This window comes from Enterococcus massiliensis, assembly GCF_001050095.1.
In the GTDB taxonomy this organism is placed as follows: domain Bacteria; phylum Bacillota; class Bacilli; order Lactobacillales; family Enterococcaceae; genus Enterococcus_C; species Enterococcus_C songbeiensis.
In genome coordinates, this window is the sequence record NZ_CVRN01000005.1 from 132,337 (window position 1) to 155,447 (window position 23,111).

Annotated in this window: 26 protein-coding genes; 6 read left to right on the forward strand and 20 right to left on the reverse strand. The window is 36.7% G+C overall.

Annotated elements, in window-relative coordinates:
• Window position 1: 1 nt before the first annotated feature.
• From BN1875_RS03700 to BN1875_RS03710, 3 genes are all read right to left on the reverse strand, one after another.
• Window positions 2-961: an ABC transporter permease gene (locus tag BN1875_RS03700; RefSeq protein WP_048603519.1), complete on the reverse strand. Its 960-nt coding sequence runs from the start codon at window positions 959-961 to the stop codon at window positions 2-4.
• Window positions 962-1,038: 77 nt separating this feature from the next.
• The gene (locus BN1875_RS03705; protein ID WP_048603520.1) at window positions 1,039-2,598 is read right to left on the reverse strand and encodes an ABC transporter substrate-binding protein; all 1,560 of its coding nucleotides are present in this window, start codon (window positions 2,596-2,598) and stop codon (window positions 1,039-1,041) included.
• 162 nt (window positions 2,599-2,760) lie between these two features.
• Window positions 2,761-3,555 (reverse strand): SDR family oxidoreductase, encoded by a 795-nt coding sequence (locus BN1875_RS03710; protein WP_048603521.1) that lies wholly within the window; start codon window positions 3,553-3,555, stop codon window positions 2,761-2,763.
• A gap of 101 nt (window positions 3,556-3,656) precedes the next feature.
• Here BN1875_RS03710 and BN1875_RS03715 point away from each other — a divergent pair, with 101 nt between their 5' ends.
• From BN1875_RS03715 to BN1875_RS03735, 5 genes are all read left to right on the forward strand, one after another.
• Window positions 3,657-4,193: a TetR/AcrR family transcriptional regulator gene (locus tag BN1875_RS03715; protein ID WP_048603522.1), complete on the forward strand. Its 537-nt coding sequence runs from the start codon at window positions 3,657-3,659 to the stop codon at window positions 4,191-4,193.
• Between the two features lie 29 nt (window positions 4,194-4,222).
• A complete protein-coding gene (locus BN1875_RS03720; RefSeq protein ID WP_048603523.1) occupies window positions 4,223-4,525 on the forward strand; it encodes a hypothetical protein in 303 nt (100 codons plus the stop codon).
• 314 nt (window positions 4,526-4,839) lie between these two features.
• Window positions 4,840-5,547 carry an SDR family NAD(P)-dependent oxidoreductase gene (locus tag BN1875_RS03725; RefSeq protein ID WP_048603524.1) on the forward strand — a complete coding sequence of 236 codons (708 nt, stop codon included), beginning with the start codon at window positions 4,840-4,842 and terminating at the stop codon, window positions 5,545-5,547.
• A gap of 1,151 nt (window positions 5,548-6,698) precedes the next feature.
• A complete protein-coding gene (locus BN1875_RS03730) occupies window positions 6,699-7,106 on the forward strand; it encodes a helix-turn-helix domain-containing protein (RefSeq protein WP_048603710.1) in 408 nt (135 codons plus the stop codon).
• A gap of 12 nt (window positions 7,107-7,118) precedes the next feature.
• Window positions 7,119-7,445: a hypothetical protein gene (locus tag BN1875_RS03735; protein ID WP_048603525.1), complete on the forward strand. Its 327-nt coding sequence runs from the start codon at window positions 7,119-7,121 to the stop codon at window positions 7,443-7,445.
• Between the two features lie 732 nt (window positions 7,446-8,177).
• Here the strand turns inward: BN1875_RS03735 and BN1875_RS03740 are convergent.
• From BN1875_RS03740 to BN1875_RS03775, 9 genes are all read right to left on the reverse strand, one after another.
• Window positions 8,178-8,570 (reverse strand): hypothetical protein, encoded by a 393-nt coding sequence (locus tag BN1875_RS03740; protein WP_069959626.1) that lies wholly within the window; start codon window positions 8,568-8,570, stop codon window positions 8,178-8,180.
• A 128-nt stretch (window positions 8,571-8,698) separates the two neighbouring features.
• Entirely contained in the window at window positions 8,699-8,875 is a 177-nt protein-coding gene (locus BN1875_RS13615) for a DUF6019 family protein (protein WP_156171201.1), read from the reverse strand.
• On the reverse strand, window positions 8,875-9,159 hold the full coding sequence (locus tag BN1875_RS03745) for a hypothetical protein (protein WP_048603527.1): 285 nt from the start codon (window positions 9,157-9,159) through the stop codon (window positions 8,875-8,877). Before BN1875_RS03745 ends, BN1875_RS13615 begins: the two co-directional genes overlap by 1 nt.
• A gap of 438 nt (window positions 9,160-9,597) precedes the next feature.
• Window positions 9,598-10,095: a YehS family protein gene (locus BN1875_RS03750; RefSeq protein WP_048603528.1), complete on the reverse strand. Its 498-nt coding sequence runs from the start codon at window positions 10,093-10,095 to the stop codon at window positions 9,598-9,600.
• A 290-nt stretch (window positions 10,096-10,385) separates the two neighbouring features.
• Window positions 10,386-10,823 carry a hypothetical protein gene (locus tag BN1875_RS03755; RefSeq protein ID WP_048603529.1) on the reverse strand — a complete coding sequence of 146 codons (438 nt, stop codon included), beginning with the start codon at window positions 10,821-10,823 and terminating at the stop codon, window positions 10,386-10,388.
• Window positions 10,807-11,148: a type II toxin-antitoxin system PemK/MazF family toxin gene (locus tag BN1875_RS03760; RefSeq protein WP_048603530.1), complete on the reverse strand. Its 342-nt coding sequence runs from the start codon at window positions 11,146-11,148 to the stop codon at window positions 10,807-10,809. Before BN1875_RS03760 ends, BN1875_RS03755 begins: the two co-directional genes overlap by 17 nt.
• Window positions 11,148-11,378: a type II toxin-antitoxin system PemI/MazE family antitoxin gene (mazE, locus tag BN1875_RS03765; protein ID WP_048603531.1), complete on the reverse strand. Its 231-nt coding sequence runs from the start codon at window positions 11,376-11,378 to the stop codon at window positions 11,148-11,150. The genes BN1875_RS03760 and mazE overlap by 1 nt, the downstream gene beginning before the upstream one ends.
• Before the next feature lie 245 nt (window positions 11,379-11,623).
• Window positions 11,624-12,028: a PH domain-containing protein gene (locus BN1875_RS03770; RefSeq protein ID WP_048603532.1), complete on the reverse strand. Its 405-nt coding sequence runs from the start codon at window positions 12,026-12,028 to the stop codon at window positions 11,624-11,626.
• A gap of 199 nt (window positions 12,029-12,227) precedes the next feature.
• Complete coding sequence (locus BN1875_RS03775) at window positions 12,228-13,517, reverse strand: MFS transporter (protein WP_048603533.1); 1,290 nt, start codon at window positions 13,515-13,517, stop codon at window positions 12,228-12,230.
• Between the two features lie 307 nt (window positions 13,518-13,824).
• Between BN1875_RS03775 and BN1875_RS03780 the strand changes: the two genes are divergently transcribed.
• Window positions 13,825-14,208 (forward strand): VOC family protein, encoded by a 384-nt coding sequence (locus tag BN1875_RS03780; RefSeq protein WP_187115916.1) that lies wholly within the window; start codon window positions 13,825-13,827, stop codon window positions 14,206-14,208.
• A 49-nt stretch (window positions 14,209-14,257) separates the two neighbouring features.
• Here the strand turns inward: BN1875_RS03780 and BN1875_RS03785 are convergent, their stop codons facing one another.
• The 8 genes from BN1875_RS03785 to BN1875_RS03820 all read right to left on the reverse strand — a co-directional run bounded on the left by BN1875_RS03785 (window position 14,258) and on the right by BN1875_RS03820 (window position 22,881).
• The gene (locus BN1875_RS03785; RefSeq protein WP_048603535.1) at window positions 14,258-15,352 is read right to left on the reverse strand and encodes a winged helix DNA-binding domain-containing protein; all 1,095 of its coding nucleotides are present in this window, start codon (window positions 15,350-15,352) and stop codon (window positions 14,258-14,260) included.
• 114 nt (window positions 15,353-15,466) lie between these two features.
• A complete protein-coding gene (sstT, locus tag BN1875_RS03790) occupies window positions 15,467-16,693 on the reverse strand; it encodes a serine/threonine transporter SstT (protein ID WP_048603536.1) in 1,227 nt (408 codons plus the stop codon).
• A 146-nt stretch (window positions 16,694-16,839) separates the two neighbouring features.
• Window positions 16,840-19,569 (reverse strand): FtsX-like permease family protein, encoded by a 2,730-nt coding sequence (locus BN1875_RS03795; RefSeq protein ID WP_048603537.1) that lies wholly within the window; start codon window positions 19,567-19,569, stop codon window positions 16,840-16,842.
• Window positions 19,570-19,821: 252 nt separating this feature from the next.
• Window positions 19,822-20,235, reverse strand: coding sequence for a cupin domain-containing protein (locus tag BN1875_RS03800; RefSeq protein WP_048603538.1), 414 nt, complete (start codon window positions 20,233-20,235; stop codon window positions 19,822-19,824).
• 30 nt (window positions 20,236-20,265) lie between these two features.
• On the reverse strand, window positions 20,266-21,003 hold the full coding sequence (locus tag BN1875_RS03805) for an SDR family oxidoreductase (protein ID WP_048603539.1): 738 nt from the start codon (window positions 21,001-21,003) through the stop codon (window positions 20,266-20,268).
• Between the two features lie 18 nt (window positions 21,004-21,021).
• Entirely contained in the window at window positions 21,022-21,339 is a 318-nt protein-coding gene (locus BN1875_RS03810) for a carboxymuconolactone decarboxylase family protein (protein ID WP_048603540.1), read from the reverse strand.
• 5 nt (window positions 21,340-21,344) lie between these two features.
• Window positions 21,345-21,878 (reverse strand): flavodoxin, encoded by a 534-nt coding sequence (locus BN1875_RS03815; RefSeq protein ID WP_048603541.1) that lies wholly within the window; start codon window positions 21,876-21,878, stop codon window positions 21,345-21,347.
• A gap of 118 nt (window positions 21,879-21,996) precedes the next feature.
• Entirely contained in the window at window positions 21,997-22,881 is an 885-nt protein-coding gene (locus BN1875_RS03820; protein ID WP_048603542.1) for a LysR family transcriptional regulator, read from the reverse strand.
• Window positions 22,882-23,111 lie beyond the last annotated feature (230 nt).

The window sequence follows — 23,111 nt, forward strand, 5'->3', positions numbered from 1 at the left end:
CTTATTTTCCTCCCTTCTGCCGTATACGCGGATCGACAACAGAATATAAAATATCTGACAATAAATTCCCAACGATCACAAGTGTTGCAGATAAAAGCATTACTGCCATGATGATTGGATAATCCAACCCTTTTGTGGCAGTCATCAAATAAGGACCTACACCTGGCCAATCGAAAATCGTTTCTGTAATAATTGCTCCCGTCACTAACATAGGAAGCGCCAACCCGATTTGAGTCACAATGGGAATCAAGATATTTCGACTAATGTGTCGCGTAAAAATTTCCCATTTACTGGCCTGAAAAGCTTGTTGAACAGTGACATAATCTTGAGAGAGCTGCTGCATCGTTGAAGAGCGAATGTAGCGGGTTAACTCTGGGAAAAAAGCGATCGTCAAGGTAATATATGGCAACCAAAAATGAGCAAAAAAGTCGGAAATTGACCCTTCCTGTCCAACGGTATGCATCCCTAAAATTGGAAAAAGATTTAATTTATAACCAAAAAGATAAATCATAATCATCGCAAACCAAAATGTTGGAATTGCAATACCAAAAGAAGCAACACCATCAATAAAGTGATCTAAAAATTTTCCCTTATTCGCACCGGCTAACAAGCCAAGAACAACTGCCAAAAGCAACGCGGTCAAATAGGCAGGTAATACAAGACGAATCGTATTTGGGATTCGAGCAGCCAACTCTGTACCGATACTTTGCTGACTTACTAACGAATACCCAAAATCACCATGAAAAATTTGGGTCAACCAGTGCCAGTATTGGACAAGAAACGGTTGGTCCAATCCATACCTCTCTCTTAAAATCGCAATCGTTTCTTGAGACATATTTGGGGTAGTAATCGAATCAATCACATCGTATGGCGCCAAATGAATCAATGAAAAAACAAGAAATGAAATGACAAACAATAGCGGAATAGCAATGAATAAACGTTTAATTATGTACCGTAACAAAAACAGCTCCTCCTCTTTAATCAATAAAACCAGGCTAGATCCCTTTGTGGTTTCTAGCACTGGCAGTAAAAATCACTTTATTTTAATGTTAATTTACTCATATCTTCCAAAGTATAGATTGGAATCAAACCGGCTTCTTTTATGTTTTGAACACGGCTATTTACTGCTAAGACCTTTTTATTATCAACAATTGGATAAATTACTGCATCATCAGCAATCTGTTGTTGCAATTTCACATAAATTTCTTTTCGTTTAGTGTCATCCATCTCAACAGAGCCTTGTCGGAAAAGTTCATCCGTTGCATCGCTCTTATATTGGAAGTAATTTGCAGAACCGGTAGAAGCGAAAAGATACGAATACAAATCAGGATCATTTCCCATGATATAACCATTCATAAACAAGTCATATTTCTTAGAACCTGGTTTTTTCAACTCTGCTCCATATGCCGCACTATCCCCACCTGCAAGTTCTACGGTGATACCAACTTTTTCAAGTTGTTGTTGAATCAACGTTGCCTGAACAGTTTGTGCCGGATCTGAGGATGAAAATGCCAAATTGATTGTTAAATCACTAACTCCTGCTTCTTTTAGCAATTCCTTCGACTTATCGATATCCGTTTTATAATCGTTCACATCTGTTGTAGCATAAGGATTATTTGGAGGTAAAATCGATTGAACATTTTGATAATACTTTTCATCCAGATACGCTGCTTTGTTTAAATCATCCCGATTCAAAGCATATTGAATGGCTTGACGTACCTTTACATCTTTTAGATTATCAGAATTTGTATTAAAGCCTAAATATCCTACCCGATTTTCACTGTATTCGTAAACATCTGTTGTATCGGTATCTAGATCTTCAATGTCATTAGGTAAAATAAAGGAAGCATCCACCTCGCCCTTTTGTAAGGCAACCTTTGTAGTATCTGCACTAGTGATGATTCGTAACGTAATATTTTTGATTTCTGGTGTACCACCATAATAGTTTTCGTTTGCAACAAATTGTAGATACTGACCTGTTTTATATTCTTTTAGTACATAAGGACCAGTTCCAACTGGTTTAGCCGCTAACGTGCTTGCTGCAAAATCTTTTTCATCTTTAAAAATATGCTCTGGAATAATGTACGTTTCCGTAGCAATATTATTTAATGCAGCTGCGCTCACAGAAGGTAAGTCAAACTCAACGGTCGTATCATCAATTTTTTTTACACTAATCGGCTTTCCATCTACCCAAAGGGAATCAGCATTTCCGTTTTCTTTCTTCACTTTTTGTGAATAAGTAAAGACCACGTCATCAGCTGTAAAAGCCTCTCCGTCTGACCATTTAATGTCTTTCTTCAATTTAACGGTGATTGATTTCCCATCAGCTGCAGGTTCAATTGCTTCGGCTAATTCTAATTTTTGTGTGCCGTCTCCTTCGATTCGCGCTAGTGGAGAATAAATCATATTTGTTGACGTCAGTCCCCAGCGGTCACTGACATTGATTGGATTCATCGACGAAGGATCCCCATTAATCGCATAGGTGAAGGTATCATTCGACTCTTTTGGAGTACTTGATTCAGAACTTTTGCCATTTCCACAGGCAGCCAACACCACTCCTGCCATAGCAATCAACACCCCAGTAAATATCTTTTTCATTCTTTCAGCACTCCCTCTTCATTTCCTGTGTTCCATTTACGGACAACTTGAAGTATAAGCCAAGTGACGTCCCATCTTCAAATAAAATTCCCTTAGTTATGGGAACATATATCACGATAGTTTTAACTTATCACGAGTAAATCAAAAAGGATGAACGATTTTTTATCTGGATGTTTTTTCACTACCAAATATTGTCGCCATTGTCGTTTGTGTCGCACGTACTTTCATCTTTACTGATCCCAACTTACCTAACAGATTTAAAAATTTGCTAGGACCGGGATTGATTATTTTTTTATTCTTTTCTATCCCTTTTAAAACAACACGGACAAAGTCTTCAAGCTTCATGTTCATTGGATTCTTATCACCAGTTTCATGCATCATTGGTTCAAGATTCGTTTCAGAAATCAACGGTGGTGCAACTTGAAGAATGTGCAAATTATCGTAACCAAAATAATCAGCTTGTCCCCGAATCGCTTCAGTCAATCCATTTACTCCTGCTTTACTAGCCGAGTACAACGGATGTGCCGGACTTGCGACATAAGATAATCCAGAACTAATATTAATCAGCATCGCCTCTTTTTTCTTAGCTAAGAGTGGCAAAAAGAGCTTAGCTATATTGATAGTACCAACAAGATTCGTTTCAATTTCGTTTGTTAAAAGCGAGTGACTGTCAAAAAAATTCATGGATTGCATGATTCCTACCGAATTGATAACCATATTTAGTTGTGGATGGTGTTTGCTGATTACTTTTTGCAGTTTTTTTACACTTTCAAAATCAGCGACATCCGCTGCGTAACCAAAAAGTCCCTGGTTTTCTGACACCAGCGTATCGATTACTTCTTTGCGACGTGAAGTTATAATTACCGTATTTCCCCGTTCTAGAAAAGCTTTTGCAAGTCCGAATCCCAAGCCGGAAGTTCCACCCGTAATCAGAATTGTATTACCAGTTTGTTTCATTTTATTTCCTCACTTACATTTATTTGATTTTGTAACTTGAGGAAATAATAAAGCAATAGATTACATTTGTCAATTTTTGTAACTTCTGTTAAAATCAATCCATGAAAAACTTATCGAAAGAACTCATTTTAATAACCGCCTCCGAATTAGTCGAAGCAACTCACAGCGATAAAATTTCCTTGATTGATGTTGGAAAAGCTCTCGGTGTCAGTCACGCTGCCTTATACAAATATTTTCCAAATAAAAAAGCGCTTTGGACGGCACTGGCCTTAAGATGGTTAGACAAACAGTTGGAAGCACTCTTTCCCTTTGATACCTCTGGATATGCTGAGGTATCTGCGATTGCTCATGATTGGCTTTGGACACTTGCATCTGGAAAATATCGTGCAAAATTCGATGATCCTAAAATGTTTGCTATCTATACGACTTACATCGATCATGATAAGTCGGCTTATTCACAACACATTCAAAAACTGGGGCACAGTTTCATGGATGCTACCGGACTCGATGAAACTTTGACAACTGGTATCTTATTGTCCTTTATGTTCTTTTCAGCACCTGCCTACGCCGACCGCTGGGATAATCAGTTTCAAACAGAATTCGAAACTGTATGGACTATCGTAAAAAATGTTTTTTAAAACTAAATCAAACTCAAGGAGCGAATCATATGATTAAAGTCGTTTTCACCTATCGAACGAAAAAGAAAGATTTATCTAAACTTATGGAAAAATTTGTCGAATCAGGAAATAATCCAAAATTTCATTCTCCGGTCACCAACAAAAAAATTGAAATGTTCCAACGCTTCGAAGGCGAAGATGCAATCGTTGTCTTAGACATTTATTATGATTCACTAGCAGACTACCAAGAACGAACTACTTTTGAAAGAAGCTTACCGGAATGGAATGCAATTTGGTTTTCAGATAGTATCGAGCACGAAGAAGTTAGTGTCGAAGTTTTTGACGTTTTATAAATAGCAGTCCAGCCAAACGTTTGGCAGCGGGGCAACGTTTGGCTTTTTTTCGCTTTATTCCCTTGCATTTTTTGTCCGTGATTCACAGAAACTAATCGATTGTTCCCGAATTTCTAGTGGCAAGAAAAATAACAAGTGCTATAATTTGTTTATTCCTCACTAAATCCAGATGAAAAAAATCCTTCATCAACGGATATGAAGGCATTGGTACGGTCATCACAAAGGGAGAATAATCCCACACTTATTTGGAGTCGGGAGAAGTATTGGAAAAGTTTTATTACAGTCTTAAGAATCAAAACTCCGGAGGAAAAACAATGAAAAAAATAATTATTACCGGTGCTGCCGGTGGAATCGGACAAGCACTTATAGCACGTTGTCTACAAGAAGGATATCATGTGATTGCAATCGACAAAGAGCACGAAAAATTAACCGCCCTCAGTAGCCACCCTCACTTAACAACTACCTGTATTGATGTGACAAATTATCAAGCAGTAGCACATTTTTTTGAGGGAATCGCTGATCAGCCGCTTTATGGATTGGTCAATAATGCCGGTGTGTACAACGCATTTAGCCTATTAGATTATGATGAAGCTGCAATCGATCGCATTTTAGAAATAAACATTAAAGGTGCCACGGTTTTTTCTAAATTTTTCATTCAACATCTTATACAACAAGAGGCTCATGGAAGAATTATCAACATTTCTTCTATTTCTGGGCAAGAAGGTAGCTCTGACGCATTGTACGGCTTATCAAAAGCAGCTCTATTGGGTCTAACAAAGAGTTTGGCTTTACGCTTTTCGCCACAAATTTTGGTAAATGCTATTGCTCCGACAATGGTTGATACAGATATGATGGCAATTATTCCAGATTGGCGAAAAAAAGAATACCAACAACATCATTTGATCAAAGAACCCGTTTTACCAAAAGATGTCGCTGATACGGCAAACTTCTTGCTTTCAGAGGAAAGCGCTCATTATACCGGAGCCACTTTCGATCTAAATAATGGTGGATATTTGAGGTAACAAATGAAAGTATGTTTGAATAATGAATACATTCTTACCTTATTCTAGATAAAAAAATGAGTGGGAATAATCGTAGGAGAGCTAGAAACCCTTGAAAGCAAAGGGCTTCTAGCTCTTTTTTTCCTATTGCACTTTTTGTTTCTTGTGCATAAAACAACCCGTTCTGTCAGTCTCTCCCCTGAGGAGAATCCTTTTACATCCGGTTAGTTCATGCCGATAGGATTAGCTTTTTAATTAATACACAAAAATAATAGAAAATAGATCATGTTTACGTGCAGTCTATTCTGAAAAAACTTTTGTACCAGACAAGCATAATAGTAGTTTTCTCATCAGTTATTCTACTTCCATTTTTTAATCACATATAAGATTATTGGTAGAATACTACAGATAATGAAGAACCCTATCAAAGTTATTGCCGCATTTATAATCCTTCTGGTTGTGATATACCTGAGTTTGTTTCTATAAATAATGAGAACGCACTCTATGATCATAAGAAAGATTATAAAAAAATAAATTCCTAGAATATAAATCATCTCCTTTTTGTCTGTCCAACTCCAAGACTAGATTAATCAGGGAATATCACTAATGACTATAGACATAAAAAACGATTCAACTAGTAGTAGAATCAACATTCTTTGATAGCCACAAGATTAAACTTTCATCAAAATACGATAAATCTTTACTGTTATTCCACTAAACATCCCTTGTCAGATTAACTTTTGACAAAGAATTTAATTTATATTACTACCTCTACACTATCGAGATTTATCTTCTGTAATTAGCCCCGAAAAAAAACATTTTCCTTAACATTGAAGTAATATTTTTTATCTGCTTCAATGGTCATAAGATAACTCCAATTAACTCCTAGAACTACCCACTACTTCCCTATAACTCGTTAGATTCATATTACCACAAATTTCAATTTACAGATTAAAAAAATACGTTATAAGAAAAATAGTTAAAATTGGAAAAAGTAACTTTTAAAAAAAACTTTATACCCCTCTTCATCCAAGCTTAATTTTAAGGAAATTACCGTCAAATAAAGGATGTTAAAAAATTTTGACAAGGTTGTTTTGTACTTGTAAGGTATATTTGATAGACGATGATGTGAGAATATGAAATATTGAATGACGAAAGGATTGATATCTAAAATGGAAATAGGAGCCAAGCTAAAAGAAGCAAGAAATCAGGCAGGCTTAACTCAGGAAAAGGTTGCTGAAAATATTCAAGTGTCACGCCAAACAATATCAAATTGGGAAAACGAAAAGTCCTTCCCTGATATTGTTAGTGTCATTAAATTAAGCAACCTATATAGCGTGAGCCTGGACAACCTTTTGAAAGGAGATCAAGAGATGATGGATCATTTAGAAAAAAGCACCAATATTGTAAAGAGCAATCAAAAGCTTATTGTAGCCTTTCTTATAAACGTGGCTTTGCTACTTTCGTTCGTATTTTTCAATGGATTAATACTCCAAAACAACTACCTAATCTTTGGGAGCTCTGCGATTGGAATCATCAGTACATGCATCCTTTTTTATCAAATAATTAAAAAATTGTAGGGGGAATTTACTTTGTTAATCTTAGCGATAGTTTTTCTATTCATGGTTTTACTGGGTAGTGTTACACTTGCATACCAAGTATTTCAATTAGTCGTTCTTGATGCAGAAAGCCGGGGACTAAAACATCCAAAACTTTGGGGATTATTTTCAATTGGAAGTACAAATAGCGGGGGCGGACTTATTTTATATTTACTTGGTAGAAATAAGTATCCTTCCGATATGTCGGAGGATATAAAGTTACTTGTTGATTCTCGTAAAAAAAGAGCTGGATTATCTTTAGGCTTCATTGCTGTAGGACTCATTGGTTTAATTTTTTCCGCATTATCTGGAAACTTATAATATTACAAGCTAGGCACTGTCTAAATACTCCTATCTAGATTTATCAATCCTTTAATGCAGATAACATAAAATTCATTTATTATTCTGTGTGGTTTCTGATAGTAACAGGGAATCCCACTCAAAAAAAATCAAACAGATCATCGATTCTACAAGACTTTTTATAGTTCTTCAAAAGCGGAAAGTTCAAAATAACTTCAATTTTATCTTTAACCATTGAATCATGTCTGAGGGTAAATTGATTGTTACAGGGTAATTCCTAGCTTAGAATACAATATATTTTCTCATACTTATTACTGTGATACAGATTTTCTTAGAAACCACTTTCATCATAGCGTATTTAGTGCTACAATAACTAATCATATTAATAGAAATAGTACAATTTAAAATTGAAATAATGCCAACTCTTCGGTGGTGATTATATTAAAAAGTTATCAATAATTCTTTCCATATCAGGACTGGTTTCTTCATTTATAGGAATCATTTTATCCATTAATTTTATTCCAATACAAGATTATGAGCTACTCACAAAAAAACAGCGTAAATCGATTGGGCAAGAATTTGCTCTAAATTATCAACTTGGTATATTTCTTATATTTATGGGAATCTTTTTGCTAATTCTTTCCTTGATAATTTTCGTTAAAGTAAAAAGTAAGTATGTCGTAGAATCTAAAAATCAAATGTAAAATTTTACGCTAAAAGAATAAACGACTAAGACTTTCCATCCTTCAGTTCCTACCTATTTTCTTTCTTATTGAATTCTTCTCCATATTTCAAAAAATATTTTTTATCTAAATAATCTTCTAAAATATACATTTGTTTCGGAGTAATCATCATCTTGTCTTCTTTCCACTCGATTAAATCATATCTGCCAGCACCACTAATCGCTCGCATTTCTTCTATTGAAACAGGCAATATCTTTTGTAATTGACCAATCTTCCTGAAGCGTTTCTTTTGACGTCTAATTTTTAATATACCTGAAGTTGAAATAGCGAGCAGAAATAAGAAGTACTCGAAATGATTATCCCATCCAATTAGTTTAACAATCAGTAAAACAATAAAATAAATCAAGAAGAAAATGATTTCATATAAAAAATCAATCTTCTGATTTTTTGTCCAATTTTTCACTTGATTCCCTTCCAATTCTCCTCTTTATGATTTCTCGTAAGAGCTTGTATTCTCCAGTAAATAACAATCGTTTTCTTCAGTATACAACAATAGTACAAAATAGCGAAAAAAAGGCCATTCTATAGTTACTAATCACTATTTTGTTGGTCGTTATCGCTTTTTTTCGCTTCTTTGATTCCGTTGCGAACAGCAGCTTTTACCACAAAATATAACACAACAAATAAACCTACTAACAAAAGAGTACTGATAAAAAAAGATAGAAACACAAGTCCGCTCCCTTTTTCTGAAGTAACAACATATGACATTAGTTTTTCTCCCTTTTCTGAGTAAATTTATTAAAAAATGTTTCTGCCCACCAGCCATATACTGTACTTAGTATAGTAAGAAAGAAAATTCCAAGCCAACTATGCTTTAAGCTGATGCCAATAATTAAACCCGGTCCTAAAAAAACGAGAAAAAAACCAATTGTAAATCTTGAAAAAATAAAGTATTTATCTTGCCATCTATTCTTTTGGGAATAGTGGTTGAATAACAAAAATCCCAACAATCCAAAACGACTAATAATTGAAGTCTTTAAAAATTTTTCCATAGAGAAACCCACTTTCGCGTATGTTTATGATTAACACAAAACTGAACTATGTAAAAAATAGAAAAGTAACCACATCTGATAAAAAACATCAAATCGTCCTGCAGGTTCCTTTTCTATTCAGATAAACTATCCTTGATTAGAAGTTAGGATACATTCACATAGTAGCATAAACCGCTTGCACAATAAAGTAATTTTTCACTTTATCTGAAAAAGTCTTCCAGCAGAATAGCATGCAAATCTACTTTTCTTCTAACAGGACATCTTCAAATTAGTATCTGACACCCTTTACTAGCAAAAATCAATCTCCTCATACAAAACTAGTAGCTGTCTGCAATCCAAGGTACTAAAAAAGCAACCATGTTCTACACTGTTTCAGTCAAAATAGAATAATGGTTACTTTTTTCACGTTTTTAAATTTTGTAATTCCGAATAAAAATTCTAAGCTTCACGGTACCGGATAGTAAGCCCCTTTAAGAAGTTACGGGCATAGCGATCTCCACAAGCCATGTAATTTCTGTGTCCTTCTTTGCGCAAAATTGCACTGATTTCGCTTGGAGAAGCGTAAACTTCTGCTAACCGTAGTACATCCAATATATCATCACTTGTCATCGATAAAGCAATTCGGACTTTCTTGATAAGCACGTTATTTACACTTGCCTGATTGCTGATTTGAAATGGGTTTGGTGGTGTCACACCCGGTTTTATCGTTTGTTTTCCACGCTTAAAAATAATAAATCCATTAAGAAAAGTCTCCAAAGTTTTTGCGTCACAAACAGCATCTCTTGGCAGATCTTCATTGGACGACTGTTTTGTTAGAAGCTCTCCTAATTTGATCTGATCGATTTCCATTCCACCCAATTGAAAAATTTTGATCATTTCCTGATTCTTCAAGTCTAATGCATAACGCAATCTAATTAGAATATCATTGTTGTTCATCATTTCCTCCTACGAAGTTTCTCACTCCATCAGTATAACATTTTCGGCAAAACTACGCTGAAATAATTCAACACTGTTTTTAGTTGCTGAATTCTGAGAAAAAAAGTGCCTAAAATGTAAAATCGCCACATTTTAGACACTTTTGAGGATTTTTCTTTCAATTTCAAAAGCTAAGAGTACACACAATATAGTCGAAAACACTATTCTCCAACCATCACCTAAATCAAGAAAAATACCGATACCTACGGAAAACAGCTAAGACATTTGAGCAAACATCTGTAAGCTTTAACCTATTCAGAAACAATTTGAATTATCTTTCCAGCTCTTTCTATATTAATGAAATTAATTGATACGTTGATGTTTCCACTTTTTTTCTTTGAACGTACGACTGCAAGCAATTTACCATCATATGTTTCCCATTCATTGGACTGATAAAAGTTCTCTGTCTGTGGATCCGCACTTCCAAACCCGATGATTTCTCCCGATCCTTCAATACAAATATTGATTTTTTCTTTACTATTTAGATTTTCATTGCCTTCACTGTCTGAAAGCGAAATTTTAATATATGCTAAATCCGATCCATTCGCTTTAATAATTGGACGATCAACTGTTGCTTTAATTTCAACATCATTTCCTGCTGTGATTAAATGATGACGTCCGACAATTTCCCCTTCATTGTAATTTACTGCTTCTAAAATACCCGGTTGAAAATTAAAAAATATATTCAATAATCTGATCTATTTTTGCCATTTCTTGAAGTGGTAGGTGTTCAATATACTCTAAGTTCCTTACTTTAAAATCGAGAGATTTTAGTTGTGAAATAATAATCTGTCCGCGGGTATCTGTTCCATCCGGCAAAGTATGTCGAGTTGGATAGTCTTTGATTGTAGACGTGATGGGACATATAACTGCAAATAACGTCTTTCTATTGAACTCATAGCGAGACACCACAAGACCCGGTCTTCTTTTTTGAATTTCATGGCCAGCAGAAGGATCGAAGTCAATCCAGACGATATCTCCCTTTTTAGGAATAAATAATTTTTCCTCGTGCATTAAAAAACTTCTCTCCCTTCTGGTGTTAAATCAGACCACTCATCCTGTTCATAAAATTCTGCTTCAGTTCCCTGATCGAATGGGTCTCCTATTTTGGGAACAAGTGTAATTACGCCATCTTCTGAATACATTACTACATATTCCTGATTCGCTTCAGGCTTCTTACCATTATCACTCGGCAATGTAATAATGATTGAGCTCCCTTGTACTCTTGATTTGGTTAATAACATTTCTGCCCACATCCTTTATTATTCTATTATTACCATTCAATTATATCTCATAACGCTATATAATTCTAGCAACACCAGATGAGACTTAATATTCTTAATTATGAGTTAAAAACTTAATTACGTGGAAATACCGTTCTAATTTAAACTAAACGATGGCGTACAAATCAGATTCATATTAAAGAAGAAATATGAAAACCTGTTAATTGATAGTCAAAGCTGAGATTTTCTCCTCTCTAAGTAATCAACTAATAAGCAATATTGAATACATTGATTACTTTTCTACGTTGAGATAACACGAATTGAAATTTTTGCGTACTTGTTTCAACGATTAACCCATTGGGTACAATTCCAAATGTATTGATTTCCATGATTCTCTTAATATCTTTTCTAAGTATTTCTTGAGTTGACGTATCTATATTAAAACTATGAGGCGAAAAAATTAATTTATCCTGATAAAAGAACAGATGTCCGCCAACTGCCTCTTTTTCAAATTTATTTTGTATGATTTTCTTTGTACTGATAAAGGGTTCATTACTTAAAGACGCTTCCACTCCATCATCGTCCGCGATCTGTTTCCATTCCCGAAAAAGATTTGCTCTAACTTTTAGCAACAATAATTCTGATTGATCTTGATAGTTATTTTTTGTCATTACTTATCCTCAATCTTAAACTATTTTATACATCACGATTATATAAAAAACTAACTATTTTTACAGTTTTATAAACCGACTTGATCACCGATTAATTAAACACCAAAAACCTCTAGCAAAACTAGAGGTTTAAATCTCGTTTTATTCGTGTTGCAACAAACTCTGTAACATCATTTTGGGAATGACTATCTAACGATTCTCATTCCATTTCAGCAGCAACTTCTTCTGCTTTTTTCTTTTCAAGTTGTTCCTGCAACCGTTTGTCGTAATTTCGAGCAGCTGGTGTAAAGAAAGTAATCACACCACAAATCAATGTACCTACACCTGCAATAACAAATATTTTTTCCACTCCGATCTTGTCTGCCAATGGGCCGGCAAAAATCAAGCCAATTGGGCCGGTTATACTCATGAGCGAATTTAAAACACCAAGAATTCGGCCTAAATATTTTGGTTCGTAACTTTGCTGGATCATCGCCATTAATAACGTATTGAAGAATGGCGTGGCAAAACCAGCAATCACATTCAAAACAACAAAATAAACAAACCCGCGATTGGTTCCCGGTAAAAGTCCGCTCAATCCAATCGTCACACCAATGACTCCGTAGGCTGCTAAAATGGGTTTCATTCGATCCGACCACTTGCCAAAAATACCAATGATTGCTCCACCACCAAGCATCCCCACTGAATAGATTACTTCAATCAAGCCCGCTTGTCCCACGGTTCCATTAAAATAATCCATGGTCATAAGCGGATATAAACTTGCAGCAGGCATAAAAATCAAAGTGAATGCAGCACCAATAATCGTGATATACCATAAACCTTTGTTTTCGGTTAATTTTTTCAAACCAAAAATTGTATCAGATAATAGATGCACTTTTTCTCCCTCAGAAATCACATGAGGAATCGTCACCATCAACAACATAGCAACACCTAAAATGGCACCCAAAACATCTACCAAAATCAAGAAATTCATTGGAATGACAGAAAATAGAAACGCACCCAGTGCAGGGGCAATAATGAAGTTCGCTGATTGAACTGTGCCAAGTTGCCCATTCACTCTCGTCAGCTGTGATTCCGGAACCATCGTCGGCAAAATAGACTGGATAGTAGGCATTTGGAATGTTTGGGCAACGGAACGAATAAACAATGAAACATAGACGAGCCACAATGGAAAATCTTCTGAAACAGTTCCCGCAATCGATAGAAAAATCGCAAAGATTGCAACAATGATGTCGGTGGTAATCAGTAATTTCTTTTTATCCCACCGGTCAATCAAGGGACCAACAAAAGGACTCAACACCACCATCGGTATCATCCCCAATAGTGTCGCAAAACTTAAAACAGTTGCTGAGCCGGTCGTTTTTGTTAAGTACCAGATAATCGAGTATTGGACAACCATACTGGTAATACCCGATAAAAATTGACCGGATAGAAAGATAAAAAAGTTTCTCCGCCAATTTTTTATTTCAAATGTCTGAGGATCTTTCATTTAAACACTCCTAAATTTATAATTTTGTTGTTGTTTTTCTATTGGAGTGTTTTCCAAATTAGAAAAACGATTATTTTGTATTAATCATGGTAGCACACAACTCTCTTTTGTTATTCTTTGTTGATTTTAGCTTAGCTATTGGTGACTTACAAGTAAAATGCATGTGTTTTTTTTTAGCATTTTCCCAAATTTTTCTTTAAAAAAGTGAAAAAAATAATCTGTAGATACAAATAGTTTATTAAAATCGACCACTATGGTACAACAGAAGAGACAAAAAATAGAAACGAGGAGCTTTGATATGCCACAAATAAAAATCGACCACCTTGCGCTTTGGGTAAAAGATCTAGAAAAAATGAAAAGATTTTATCAAGATCATTTCCAGACAACTGCCTCTGATTTATACCACAATTCAAAAACAAATTTTTATTCCTACTTTTTGAGCTTTAAATCTGGAGCACGACTCGAACTAATGAATAAACCGGACCTAATTGAAAAGCAAACAGACGTCTTCGGTTATGCGCATATTGCCCTATCTGTCGGATCAAAGGAAGACGTCGATCAGTTCGCAAAGGTTTTTAAAACAAAAAATGTGCTTTTAAATGGTCCACGCATAACAGGTGACGGCTACTATGAAGCCGTTATTCAAGATCCAGAAGGAAATCTGATCGAATTGACTGCAGAATCTCTCTGAACTTTTGCTCTCAAGTAGATTTCTCACACTGCCGTAAAAACTGCTCTCCTTAGAGCTGTGTATAGTTCACTTTGAAGTCGTCGGCTTGTAAAAAATCGGCGACTTTTTGCAATTTTTCTTCGATCTCTTTTTTAAACGAAGGAGTAATCATTTTCCAATTAAGGAGTTCAAAGGTCACCTGTTTGCCAGCCAATCGATAATTCCAGTGGCCAACAACCTCTCCTTCTACAAATATAGGTGCCATCAAAATCCCATTAACCGTCCACATGATTGATTGGTATTCTTTGGGTATCAACCAACTTTTATCGACATACCCCGTTAGTGATGCGTCAAAACGAGCCGCTAGAAAGCCCGACATCGTAAATCGTTCTGTTAACTCCGTTACTTTTTGTGAAGAATATCTCTCGATGCCAATTAAATGATTGCCTTGCCAGTCATAATTTGATGACTCTTCGGCGATTTTTTGCCAAGATTTTCTTACCCGAGAAATTTTAATTCCTGACCATCGAACAAAATCTTCAATACTTGCTGGTCCGAATCCTTTCAAATACCGAAGAATCAATTCTGAAATTGCTGTTTGCGGCTCTATCGGCTGAAACTGATCCTTTGTTGCCACCCATAATATCCAGTTTGTCAGCGATGATCCTCCGTCAAAGAAGACGACACCTTGCGCCACAAGTTCTTGGAGGATTGCATGTAAAAAGCGTCCTTCTCCGTCGTACGTTGGAAAAATCTCTTGGATCAGTTCTTCTATTTCTTTTCGTTGCCAAGAGCTTTGTGCCGGTAATCGTTTCTTTATTTTTTCAATGAGTATAAAAATCTCGTCTTTTTGTCCACGATAGTAATTAATTGGCAACTGTTCTTGTTTTCGAGCATTAATTACCAAATTCCAATCCTCGATAGTCATTAGATGGTGGGTCCACCGTTGCCCCCACGAACGTACCACCTGTTTTGTTCCATAAAGCTCAGGCAGCTCACCCCATTCACTTTTCTCGCTACGCAATGCCAGATTAAGTTCCGCCATTTTCAAATGCTGGCTTTGAATGCCTACCGTTTTTTCTAAAACTTGTTTTGGTTCACTTGGTTGCAATAGACCATTGTGAAAAAGTCTGATACTTCGTAATTGACTGGTTGTCAGTTCCATTTAGTGTACTCCTCCTACAATTTCGATTTCCTTCATTCTACAAGAAAAGACTCCCCGTTTCACTACAAATGAGTCAAACTAGGGAGTCGTTTTTCCTATTCATTTTGAATAATCTTATAATTTTGCTTCTCGTACCCGCTGATTAATATCAACTTTTTTCCCGGCACGTTGTAAATCATAAAATTCCGCTGTAGCAGTGAATAATAAATCACTGGCAGAATTCACCGCGGTTTCGACAGAATCTTGAATAACACCGATGACGAACCCGACACCTACGACTTGCATCGCAATATCATTTGAAATGTTGAAGAGGCTGCACGCTAAGGGAATCAGTAATAGACTTCCGCCAGCGATCCCGGATACACCGGTAGCAGAAATCGCCGACAATAGGCATAGCAGAAAAGCCAACGTAAAGGGAACTTGGATACCTAACGTATGAGCCGTTGCTAACGTCATAATCGAAATCGTCATCGCAGCACCTCCACTGTTAGCAGTCGCCCCTAGTGGAATTGAAATGGAGTAGGATTCCTTGTTCAGCTGCAATCGCTCTGACAGTTCCATATTAATAGGAATATTGACCGCAGAACTCCGCGTGAAGAAAGCTGGAATTCCACTTTCCTTCATACAATACAAGGTCAAAGGAAATGGATTTTGCCGTAACAGTAGAAAAACCATCAACGGATAAACCACAAACGCCACAAAAAGCATCGTTCCGACAACCAGCAAAATCAATTTTCCATAATCCGCCATCCCTCGCAAACCAATATCTGCTACTGAACGAAAGACCAGTCCAGTGATTCCGATTGGTGCCAATTGAATGACGATTTGTACGACATTGGAGATTGCTTCTGAAATATCGTTCACAACTTTTTTCGTTTGTTCACTAAATGCACGTAAACTAAAACCGATCATACAGCCCCAAACCAGAATAGCTAAATAATTTCCTTCTGCCACTGCTTGTACCGGATTCATCACAGCATTTGTCAAAATATCTGTTACGATCTCTTTCAAATTTTCTGGTGCTTGGTATTCCGTTGTCAACTCAGGTAACACCAAATTCACCGGGAAAAGATAAGAAGCCGCCACCGCAACGAGTGCCGCCACTAATGTTGCGATCAAATACAGTACCACCACTGATTTCATGTGGGTTTGGGTACCTTTTGTGTGTTTTGCTAATGATGCCACGATTAATGTAAAAACTAAAACCGGAGCAATCCCTTTTAGTGCGCCGATAAATAAATCACCTAAAATTCCGATTGGTTCCCAGGATGGAACGAGTACACCTAATAATGCCCCAAATAAAATCCCGATAATGATTTTCTGAATCAATGATAGCCCCATGAATCTCTTCAATCCAATCCCACCTTTTCATTTTATATTAATAGAAATTTTATCAAAGTTTAGTTATATTGCAAGTTTTTTCTGAAAATTCATGCACTTTTCTCATTTTTTTGTATAAAAGAAAGAAAATTCCACTGCTTTCTTGTTTAATCGTTAGACTTCAGCGCTTCGATCATATGAATACCTCGCAGTTTGTAATGCGTGACGAATGACACGATTCCTGAAAATACGAGCGTCATTACCGCCGAGATGACATATCCTTGCCAATGGATAATCATTGGAAAAACCATTAAATCAGAAGAAGCCATTGCCAAAATGAACCAGGTCAACAGATTCCCGATCAAGAAACCAAACAAAATACCAAAAAATGTGAAGATAATATTTTCACGGAGGATGTACATCGTGACTTCCTTGTCATAAAAACCTAACACCTTGATTGTTGCCAATTCACGCTCCCGCTCAGAAATATTAATATTTGTAAGATTATACAAAACAACGAAAGCCAACGTACCGGATAAAACAATAAAAATCAAAACTACCGCACCAATATTATTTGTAGCCGCTTCTTGCTTTGTCACTTGGTCACTTATAAACGTTGTATTCAAAACTTCACCTGAAGCAAGCATCTCTTTTGATAAAACAGCTTCTTGTTTATTCGTCAAAGAGGCTTTTACTAAATAGCCATTGATTCCAGCAGCTTCCTGCGCTACTTTTTTATAATAATCGGCGCTGAGATACACATTATGCCCTAAATAATTTTCTGTAATGCCTGCAACTTTTAAGGGGTACTCCTTACCGTCTGATTCCATAGTAATGACTTCCCCTACGTCGACTTGATAAATCTCTGCCAAACGTTGACTGATAATCGCCCCGTCATTCGTCAATTTTTTTGCTGATTGTTTCGTTTGCGGCAAAATGGAAATAAATTTTGTAAAATGCTGCAAATCATCTGTCACAAATAAACTTGCCGTTTGATTGCTGCTTTTTCTTCTAAAGTTGACCTGTTCGGTGAATATCGGTAAAAATTCAGACACCTTGTTATCTGCTAAAAGCTGTTCTACTTTATTATTTTTTTGATTGTTTTGTTCATTAAGAGTGATGATTGCCTGATAGTGCGCTAATTGTGTGAATTGTTTTTTAGCTGGTGCACTGATGGAATCATTTAGACCAAATCCTGCCAACATCAACCCGCTACAGCCTGCGATGCCCAGTATCGTCAGAATCATCCGCGCTTTATAACGAAATAAGTTGCGGTAAGTTACCTTTTGATTAAAACTCATTCTTGTCCAGATTGGCGTAGCCCGTTCTAAGAAAACCCGTTGCCCTTCTTTAGGCGCTTTAGGTAGTAAAAGCTCCGCAGGTTTTTCCCGAAAATCTTTGATCAAAACGATAAAAGAAGAACCCAGTGTAGCCAATAAAGCCGCCGCAACAGCAATTCCAATCGGGAGTATAAAGTAATTTGTTGTGAACTCTGTAAAAATATATTGATCTTGCATCATTTGAAATACAATTCTCGGTAATCCTTTTGAACCAGCAATTACACCAAATGTGGTTCCTAATGTCGCTGCCAATAACGCATACAGGATGTATTTACTCGCAATTTCGGCCGGATGATACCCCAGAGCTTTCAACGTTCCAATTTCCTTGCGGTTTTCTTCGATCATGCGTGTCATAGTAGTAAAAGTAATCAAAATAGCGATAAAAAAGAAAAATACCGGAAAAACGTTGGCAATTGCATCAATACGATCCGAAAGGCTTTGGTATTCACTATATCCGGGATTACTACTGCGATTATTTATCAGATAACTAGGTGTAGCCATCTCAGCCGTTTCTTCTTTTGCTTCACTGATTTTTTTCTTTCCTTCAGCTAATTTTTCTTGATTTTTAGTGAGCGCCGCCTGCTGATTCTCCAAGTCTTCCTGTGCTTGAGTTATTTGTTGTTGTGCATCGGCAAATTGGGCTTCCACAAGTTCTGCTCCCACTTGCTGAGAAATACTTGCTTTTTGAGCGTCCAATTGTGCCTGCTGATTTTCTAATTGTAGCCTTCCTTGTTCCATCCGTTCCTGAGCTGCTGTCAGCGTTTCTTCATTCGCTGTCAGCTCTTGTTCCTGCTCCTTGATTGTTGTCAACGCAACTTCTTGCAACTCCTGCCTACGTTGTTTTTTACGAGTAGCAAAAGCTGTTTCTATTTTTTCAACTTTTTTATCGAGAGCCCGTTGGTATTCTTCCGAAAAACTATTTTTAGACAAATCATCAAAGGAAAGAAACAAGATAGAATAGGCCTCTGCTTGAAAAGCTTCCTCTGGCAGATACATAAATCCATCTAGCTGCCCATCGCCAATCGTGGTGATTCCTCGTTCCAAATTATCAATATAAATCGGCGAACGGACGTAACCGACAATTTTGTATTTTCCATCTTTGAGTTGCTCATCTTCTATGGAAAGAGTCGCGCCTAGAGGATAACTTGCTTTTAACTCTTGGTCCACAACGACTTCATTGGCTTTCGGAAATTTTCCCTCCATCAATTGCAGCTGATTTTGCCGGTCTTCGTGATAGGAATACAGTTGTATGTTTAGTTGCTTTGAATTTTCTAAATAAGGCAGGCTAAAACCCAATTCCGCTTGGGTTCCTTCAATTGACTCTGCAATTTTTTTGTCTTTTTCAGTCAAGCCACCTGTTGAAATTACTTGTAAATCAGATAATTTTGCTGGTTCAACCAAATTTTCTGCTGTTTGTTCCAAATTTGGTCCCACGGATTTGATTCCGACAAAAAGTAAAACGCCCATAAATATAATCAAAACGATTGCAATAAAACGACCAAATGAATAACGAATATCTCGGAATGTCGAGCGTAGGTAAACATGATTTTTTTTCAATTTATTGCCTCCACTTTGCCTATTTCAATCATTCTCATTTTGAGAATTTTTGCTATTTAGATTCTCATAAGCCCTGCTTTTGATTATACCTCATGGATACTACGATAGGTAAAGAAATCTTAAATCTTCGTGGTGTTGCTTCATATTTTCTACTGACTTTTTTATAACAAAAAAACTGAACAAGAAGGAACCTGACTCCCCTTTGTTCAGCTCGAATACTTCAAAAATTTTTTTGATTTATTTTATATCCGGTTACTTTTCCAATTTTTCATAGGCTTCATCAGTGACTTCTTCACACCATTCTGCAGTACCGGCTGTGATGGCAAGATGAGCAAACCAACTATCCTTTGTGGCACCATGCCAATGCTTAATACCATCTTTGATTACGACTACATCTCCAGCCGTCAAAAATTGTGCCGCTTTACCCTCTTCCTGATACCAGCCTTCACCACCGGTTACCAATAATAATTGATACCCCTCATGATGAACATGCCAATTGTTTCGACAGCCTGGTTCAAAGGTCACGTTTCCAACATTTACACTAATCTCCGGATCGGCAACCAACATCTTTAGATAACTTTGACCGATGAAATAGTTTGCAAATGTTTCGTTTTTATCACCGACAGAAAAAATTCCGCCCTCTTTAAGTTCCTCAAATTTTGCCATAAATTCGCTCCTCCAATTTCTTGAACATTTTTACATTACTTGCTTTGTGGGACGAATGATTACTTCATTCCATGCAGCATCTTCTGGTAAATCAATTGCTTGTTTAATAGTCAATGCCACGCGGTCTGCAGAAATTCCATAGGCCTCATAAAAATCTTCAAAATTACTTTGAAATCCCTTATCTGTTACGGAAGTCAACAATTCTGTATTAATCGCCCCCGGAGAAACCACAGTCACTCGAATATTATCTCCGGCAACTTCTTCCCGCAATGATTCGCTGATTGCTCGAACCGCCCATTTTGTTGCAGAATAAACTGAACCTCCAGCATGGGCAAAGTGTCCGGCAACGGAAGAAATATTAATGAATTGCCCAGCTTTTTGTTTCGTCATGAATGGCAACGCCGCACCAATTCCATAGAGAGTACCTTTGATATTGATATCGATCATGGCATCCCAGTCGGTAATTTTCTTTTGGATCAATAATGACTGCGGCATGATTCCTGCATTATTCAACCAGACATCAATACGACCATATGTATCGATCGCTAATTTTGCCAATGCTTCCACCTGCTCTACTTTCGTCACATCGGTTACCGCATAAACAGCTTCACCGCTATTTTCTTTTACTGTTTCAACTAGTTCCTGCAGTAGGTTTTCACGACGAGCGGCAAGAACTAATTTTGCTCCATCTTTTGCTAAAATTTCGGCTGTCGCTTTACCAATTCCACTTGAAGCACCTGTGATAACAATTACTTTTGATTCTGACATATAAATTTCCTCTTTTCTTTACTTTTGATAAATTTCTTTTGCAAGGTTGAAAGCTGACCACGCTTTAGGCCAACCAACATAAAATGCTAAATGTGTGATGACTTCAGAGATTTCTTCCTTTGTAATCCCGTTTTCCTTACCTATCTGCAAATGTGCGGGTAGTTGTTCAAAATTTCCGGCTGAAATCAGCGCCGAAATAGTTATTAGACTTCTTTGATGTGAGGCAAGTTCTTCCTCTCGGGACCAGACCTCCCCAAATAAAACATCGTCATTTAATTCCGCAAATTTTGGTGCAAATTCACCTAAATTATCTCTACCTGCTGTTTGCTTTGCCATAGTTTTCACTCTTTTCCTTTATTTTTTTCACAATAATATTGCTGTAACCAATTTTTGATCGCTGCATCTGATTTTGAAACCCGTGAACCACGAACAGATAACCCTGTTTTAATTTCAGCAGTAGGACAGCTCTTTGCCAAGTCCTCTAAACTGCTGCCAAATGCACTGCCCTCGTGGGTACAAAATGGATAAATCACTTTTCCATCCAATAAACCTGAGGCCAAAAAGCTAGCCATCGGCATTGGAAAGGTTCCCCACCAATTGGGAAAACCTAGGAAAATCGTTTTCTCCTCCTGAAAATCCAAGGAAATTGGTTTTATTTCAGGACGACTTTGTTGTTCTTTTTCCTTTTTTACACGAGCGACTGTCTCGCTGTATGCTATTGGATAAGGAAGAGCTGGTTCAATCGCAAATGTCGGTATGCTTAACTTTTTAGCAATCTTTTTTGCCAGCACTTCCGTATTTCCTCTTATAATATTTTGTGACACACCCTCGATCAAATTTTCTCCGGCTCTTGAAAAATAAATCACTGCCGTCACACGCTCACCCTCTTTCGTAAAAAAACTGTAAGCTATCCTCTACACTTGATAGCTTACAGTTTTTTGTTAGAAATATATAATGCTTAGTTAGACAACCATTCATGCTTTTAAAGCATACTTAATTGTTAAAAGCTTTCTTGAAACGGGAAATCAGTTCATTTACCGGTGGTGACAGGACACGATTCTTTTTCCAAACGAGGACGCAGTTCGTCTCGATGGTTGGCTCTAAGGGAATAAATTTTAAAGTATCCATTTTGCGATTTGAAACAGAGCCCTCAATCGTAATTGCCGATCCCACCCGATTATCTACTAAAGAAAAAACATTGAAGATTAAATTATAAGTCCCGACAATCGTTAATTTATCGATTTCCGTTTCCAACCAATCAGAAAGCATGTTCTGAACTTCGGGTCTTTGAGAAATCAATAACGGAATACCATAGACATCCTCTTTTTTTAGCGTTTCCTTCTGTGCAAGAAATGATTCTGCGGAAGTTAACAATCCCCATTTTTCCTTTCTGGTCAAAGACACTGTGTAATAATTCTCCGTTGCGATAGGCTCAAGTAAAATTGCTAAGTCCACTAATCCTTTTTCAAGGCGATCGGTGATATCGTCACTGGTACCGCTGTGAATATGAAAATGAACTTGAGGAAAATCGCTGATAAATTCCTCCAACATCATCGCCAACGTATCTGAATTGTCTGCTTCCACACAACCGATTGTAAAATGCCCACTAAAGAGCTCCTTTTTTCGATCTTCGAATTCTTTTGTGGTTTGATCTGTTAAATGTATGATTTCTTCGCTGCGACTCTTTAAAAATCGACCAGCTTCTGTTAAAACCATTTTTCGTTTTTCTCGGACAAAGAGTGCCGTTCCCAGTTCATCCTCCAGCTCTTTTAACTGCCGACTCAATGTAGGTTGAGTGATATGTAAAACTTCAGCAGCCTGAGAAATCGTTCCTTCTTCGGCAATCGTCCAAAAATATTTTAGCAAACGTAATTCCATTTCTTACTCCTTGTGTTTGTTTTCCTACTATAATTATACCGTTTTTTAGTGAATTAATCGTGCTTATCCACTACGAAATGAGAAAAATGATAAGAAAAGAAAATTATATTGGAACAAAAAAATACTTGCTGAATCCTTTTTTGCATAATTGAAGAAATTTAATTTGCGATTCCCGCAGTCAAAAAAATTTGCATTATTTTTACTAAGTATTTCCCTTTCTCTCTTTCTCG

Excerpts from the sequence above, each read along its gene's own strand:
- BN1875_RS03705 (WP_048603520.1), bottom strand. The coding sequence starts at position 2,598 with ATGAAAAAGATATTTACTGGGGTGTTGATTGCTATGGCAGGAGTGGTG.
- BN1875_RS03710 (WP_048603521.1), bottom strand. The coding sequence starts at position 3,555 with ATGAAACAAACTGGTAATACAATTCTGATTACGGGTGGAACTTCCGGC.
- BN1875_RS03715 (WP_048603522.1), top strand. The coding sequence starts at position 3,657 with ATGAAAAACTTATCGAAAGAACTCATTTTAATAACCGCCTCCGAATTA.
- BN1875_RS03720 (WP_048603523.1), top strand. The coding sequence starts at position 4,223 with ATGATTAAAGTCGTTTTCACCTATCGAACGAAAAAGAAAGATTTATCT.
- BN1875_RS03725 (WP_048603524.1), top strand. The coding sequence starts at position 4,840 with ATGAAAAAAATAATTATTACCGGTGCTGCCGGTGGAATCGGACAAGCA.
- BN1875_RS03730 (WP_048603710.1), top strand. The coding sequence starts at position 6,699 with ATGGAAATAGGAGCCAAGCTAAAAGAAGCAAGAAATCAGGCAGGCTTA.
- BN1875_RS13615 (WP_156171201.1), bottom strand. The coding sequence starts at position 8,875 with ATGTCATATGTTGTTACTTCAGAAAAAGGGAGCGGACTTGTGTTTCTA.
- BN1875_RS03745 (WP_048603527.1), bottom strand. The coding sequence starts at position 9,159 with ATGGAAAAATTTTTAAAGACTTCAATTATTAGTCGTTTTGGATTGTTG.
- BN1875_RS03750 (WP_048603528.1), bottom strand. The coding sequence starts at position 10,095 with ATGAACAACAATGATATTCTAATTAGATTGCGTTATGCATTAGACTTG.
- BN1875_RS03760 (WP_048603530.1), bottom strand. The coding sequence starts at position 11,148 with ATGCACGAGGAAAAATTATTTATTCCTAAAAAGGGAGATATCGTCTGG.
- mazE (WP_048603531.1), bottom strand. The coding sequence starts at position 11,378 with ATGTTATTAACCAAATCAAGAGTACAAGGGAGCTCAATCATTATTACA.
- BN1875_RS03770 (WP_048603532.1), bottom strand. The coding sequence starts at position 12,028 with ATGACAAAAAATAACTATCAAGATCAATCAGAATTATTGTTGCTAAAA.
- BN1875_RS03775 (WP_048603533.1), bottom strand. The coding sequence starts at position 13,517 with ATGAAAGATCCTCAGACATTTGAAATAAAAAATTGGCGGAGAAACTTT.
- BN1875_RS03785 (WP_048603535.1), bottom strand. The coding sequence starts at position 15,352 with ATGGAACTGACAACCAGTCAATTACGAAGTATCAGACTTTTTCACAAT.
- sstT (WP_048603536.1), bottom strand. The coding sequence starts at position 16,693 with ATGGGGCTATCATTGATTCAGAAAATCATTATCGGGATTTTATTTGGG.
- BN1875_RS03800 (WP_048603538.1), bottom strand. The coding sequence starts at position 20,235 with ATGGCAAAATTTGAGGAACTTAAAGAGGGCGGAATTTTTTCTGTCGGT.
- BN1875_RS03805 (WP_048603539.1), bottom strand. The coding sequence starts at position 21,003 with ATGTCAGAATCAAAAGTAATTGTTATCACAGGTGCTTCAAGTGGAATT.
- BN1875_RS03810 (WP_048603540.1), bottom strand. The coding sequence starts at position 21,339 with ATGGCAAAGCAAACAGCAGGTAGAGATAATTTAGGTGAATTTGCACCA.
- BN1875_RS03820 (WP_048603542.1), bottom strand. The coding sequence starts at position 22,881 with ATGGAATTACGTTTGCTAAAATATTTTTGGACGATTGCCGAAGAAGGA.